Origin of the sequence: Phytobacter massiliensis JC163 (assembly GCF_000321045.1) — a bacterium.
In the GTDB taxonomy this organism is placed as follows: Bacteria; Pseudomonadota; Gammaproteobacteria; order Enterobacterales; family Enterobacteriaceae; genus Phytobacter_A; species Phytobacter_A massiliensis.
On sequence record NZ_HE578945.1, the window covers coordinates 1656017 to 1658922 of the forward strand.

Sequence of the window (2906 nt, forward strand, 5' to 3'; positions counted from 1 at the left end):
TTGGACAGACCGCAAACGCAGTGAGTGGGCTGCCCGCAGGGCGAGCGCAGTTCCCAGACACCTAATCAGACAACATCCGATCCCTTTGCCTAAAATTAGGCAACACACTTCCACATAAGTGCTTGTGCAAATCCTTCGCCGGGATGATGAAGCCAGGTATGTCCTCTTTACCGGGAAACGCTCAGGATGCTTTTTCATGTACTGTCATGATAAATACCAGCGGGCTCTCTCCCTGGTTTTCATAGCAATGAGGAACGTCCGTTCTGGCTGTTGCCGAACAGCCAGTTTTTACCCGATACACGTGATTCTGTACGCCCAGTGTGAGCGTACCCGACTGAACATAAAACAGTTCAAGCGTTCCTTCCGTGTGGCCGGGTGAAGCAAACTTTTCCCCCGGCTGCATTTCCCACATCCAGAGTTCGGTCATATCAGGGCCACCCGACCCTGCGAGCAATCTTGCTCTCCCGCCTTTTTCACCTTCCCACAATTCGGGGATCTCATCTTCTGCTATGAGATGCACGGTCGGTTTGGAACTGACATCCACAAAATCAGCCACCGAAACCCCCATCGCGGCAGCCAGGCGGCATAACAGGGCAATGCTGGGATTCGCCCGGCATCCCTCTATCTCAACCAGCGCTCCCTTGCTAACGCCTGCCCGACGGGAGAGTTCATCAAGGGATATTTTCTTTTGCTTACGATACCGTTTAATTCGCTGAGATACGGCTTCATTCACAGTGTTGACGATAGAATTTGCATCGGTCATTAAATTGACTTTTTTGGTCATCGGTCACTATCATGGAATAAATTGGTCATTACAGGATTATCACGTGTTAACAGTATCTCCGTCAATTGCCCCTGAAATTTATCGTATTGCTCCAGGTTTTCGGGCACTCAGTATCTGCGTAAAAGCTGCGCCAGTGCTTAATCCCGACGCTGGAGAAACGGCGCTACAGGAAGCATGTCAAGCAGTTATGGTCGGTGAACCTGAATGGGCGGAATCTCATCTGGGCGCATGGGCCGACGTTTTTCAAAAGTTTGGTGCTAAACCTAAACGCACCCCTTGCTCTGCTGATGCGTTACGTAAGCGCGTATTGCGTGATGGAACGATGCCCGCGATCGATCCCATCGTTGATCTTTATAATGCCGTTAGCCTCCGCTACGCCGTACCGGTTGGAGGAGAGAATATCTCTGCCTATCAGGGTTCGCCACGTCTGGCTGTGGCAAAAGGAACAGAGCCTTTCGATACCATCAAAGAGGGTGAAAAGGCCGTTGAATATCCTTCACAAGGCGAGGTTATCTGGTGTGATGATATCGGCGTGACCTGCCGTCGCTGGAACTGGCGACAGGGGGTCAGAACCCGCTTAGGCGTGGAAGCTCAACAAATGTGGTTCATTCTGGAGAGTCTCCCACAGATGCCGCTGGAGATGCTTCATGAAGCTGGGAAGATGCTGACCGATGGCCTTGAAAAAATGATGCCCGGCCTGTGGTTTGACGTTACTCTCATCGAAGAAGAACAGCAGTAATACCATTCAGAAGACACAGTTATGGCACCATTAACTGCCGCTGAATATCCTTTATCTGAGGTCCGACTGAAGCGAGGGTGCAAAAGTTGTCCTGGGCGTGCGCCGTATGGAAAAGCTGGAGCCACTTGCCGGCGCGGTAGATACCGAACTGACCAAAACCATCACCGACGAAGATATGTCGAAAACCGACGAGAATGCGATCCCGGCAGATGCTTTTGCACAAGTCGTTGCATTAGCCATTAGCCAACCTGACGACGTTGACGTTAACGAAATACTTTTCCGACCGACCGTGCAGGTTTATTAAATCCTTTACGGGCCACCAGCACACAACAGGAGACTATAAATTGTGATTACGGTATTTGAAGAGAGTGATGATTTCATCTGGCTCCCTGTCGCAGGTAAAAAAGGTGGGGTCGCCCGCGCCTTCCTTCCCTTTAACGGTCTTTCCGCTACTTATCGCTATGGTTACAAAGCGGCCCCATCAAGCGGAACCTATATCGATGCGCTGCAAAATATCCAGCGAGCCTTTCTCAACAATGCGTCTCAATGGTTTATCGTCGACGGTGGCAAGAAAGAACAACGTCAATACAAAGCACGCTGGCGGCATGGAAACAAAGAGGGTGCACCGCTGTTAGGCCCGACGATGGGGTGGGTTCGAATTCCACTGGATCGGCTGGAAAAAATCACTGACCAGGACTTGGGTAATGCGCTGAGTGAAACAGAAGAACAATTCGCGATAATTCACGCTGATATTGCCCCGCCCGTTCTGTGCGAAACACTGAAAAAGCTGGAACACGAGACTGCTCGTCTCTACTTTGCGAGCGGGCAGCGCATTCCTCGCGGTCAGGCCTCGCCTGCCCGTCTTCCAGTAACAACGGAGCAATTCGTCCGGGATGCCGCGGTTGTGGCTTATATTCTGAAAAACGCGGACGGCAGATGCGAGTGCTGCCAGGGTCGTGCGCCCTTTATCAAGCCTGACGGTATACCTTTTCTGGAAGTGCATCACCTGAAACGGCTGGCGTCAGGGGGTTCCGATACCATTTCCAACGCCATCGCTGTATGCCCTAACTGTCACCGGGAACTCCATTATGGGGCTCGTGCCGGAGAGCTTGTTGACAATGTCTACAGCAGGATTGATCGGCTGCAGCGGGAGTAATATTTGTGGCTCCCGCCTGTCAACGTCCCGCATCAACATTCCCGTTATTCAGAATGACCTCGGTTCGGACGGGCAAAATCAGCGCATATTTCTTTCTTCAGCCCTGATTCTCTCAACTTTTGTTCACACCTTAAGCGAACAATCATCAGGGCCGAAATTAAGCTTGACCGTTTTCCCACAACTCCCTATAGTAGCGCCCCGTTGCCACCCAAAGGTGCGGCAGCAAT

Annotated in this window: 4 protein-coding genes; 3 read left to right on the plus strand and 1 reads right to left on the minus strand. The window is 51.5% G+C overall.

The features are described 5' to 3' along the window. Nucleotides 1–181: 181 nt before the first annotated feature. Nucleotides 182–784 carry a helix-turn-helix domain-containing protein gene (locus ENTHG_RS08200; RefSeq protein ID WP_044177742.1) on the minus strand — a complete coding sequence of 201 codons (603 nt, stop codon included), beginning with the start codon at nucleotides 782–784 and terminating at the stop codon, nucleotides 182–184. Between the two features lie 43 nt (nucleotides 785–827). Between ENTHG_RS08200 and ENTHG_RS08205 the strand changes: the two genes are divergently transcribed. The 3 genes from ENTHG_RS08205 to ENTHG_RS25820 all read left to right on the plus strand — a co-directional run bounded on the left by ENTHG_RS08205 (nucleotide 828) and on the right by ENTHG_RS25820 (nucleotide 2679). Continuing rightward, nucleotides 828–1523, plus strand: coding sequence for a B3/B4 domain-containing protein (locus tag ENTHG_RS08205; protein WP_044177744.1), 696 nt, complete (start codon nucleotides 828–830; stop codon nucleotides 1521–1523). Between the two features lie 106 nt (nucleotides 1524–1629). After that, the gene (locus tag ENTHG_RS08210; RefSeq protein ID WP_044177747.1) at nucleotides 1630–1827 is read left to right on the plus strand and encodes an SDR family oxidoreductase; all 198 of its coding nucleotides are present in this window, start codon (nucleotides 1630–1632) and stop codon (nucleotides 1825–1827) included. Nucleotides 1828–1869: 42 nt separating this feature from the next. Then, on the plus strand, nucleotides 1870–2679 hold the full coding sequence (locus ENTHG_RS25820; RefSeq protein ID WP_052332680.1) for an HNH endonuclease: 810 nt from the start codon (nucleotides 1870–1872) through the stop codon (nucleotides 2677–2679). The last annotated feature ends 227 nt before the right edge of the window (nucleotides 2680–2906 follow it).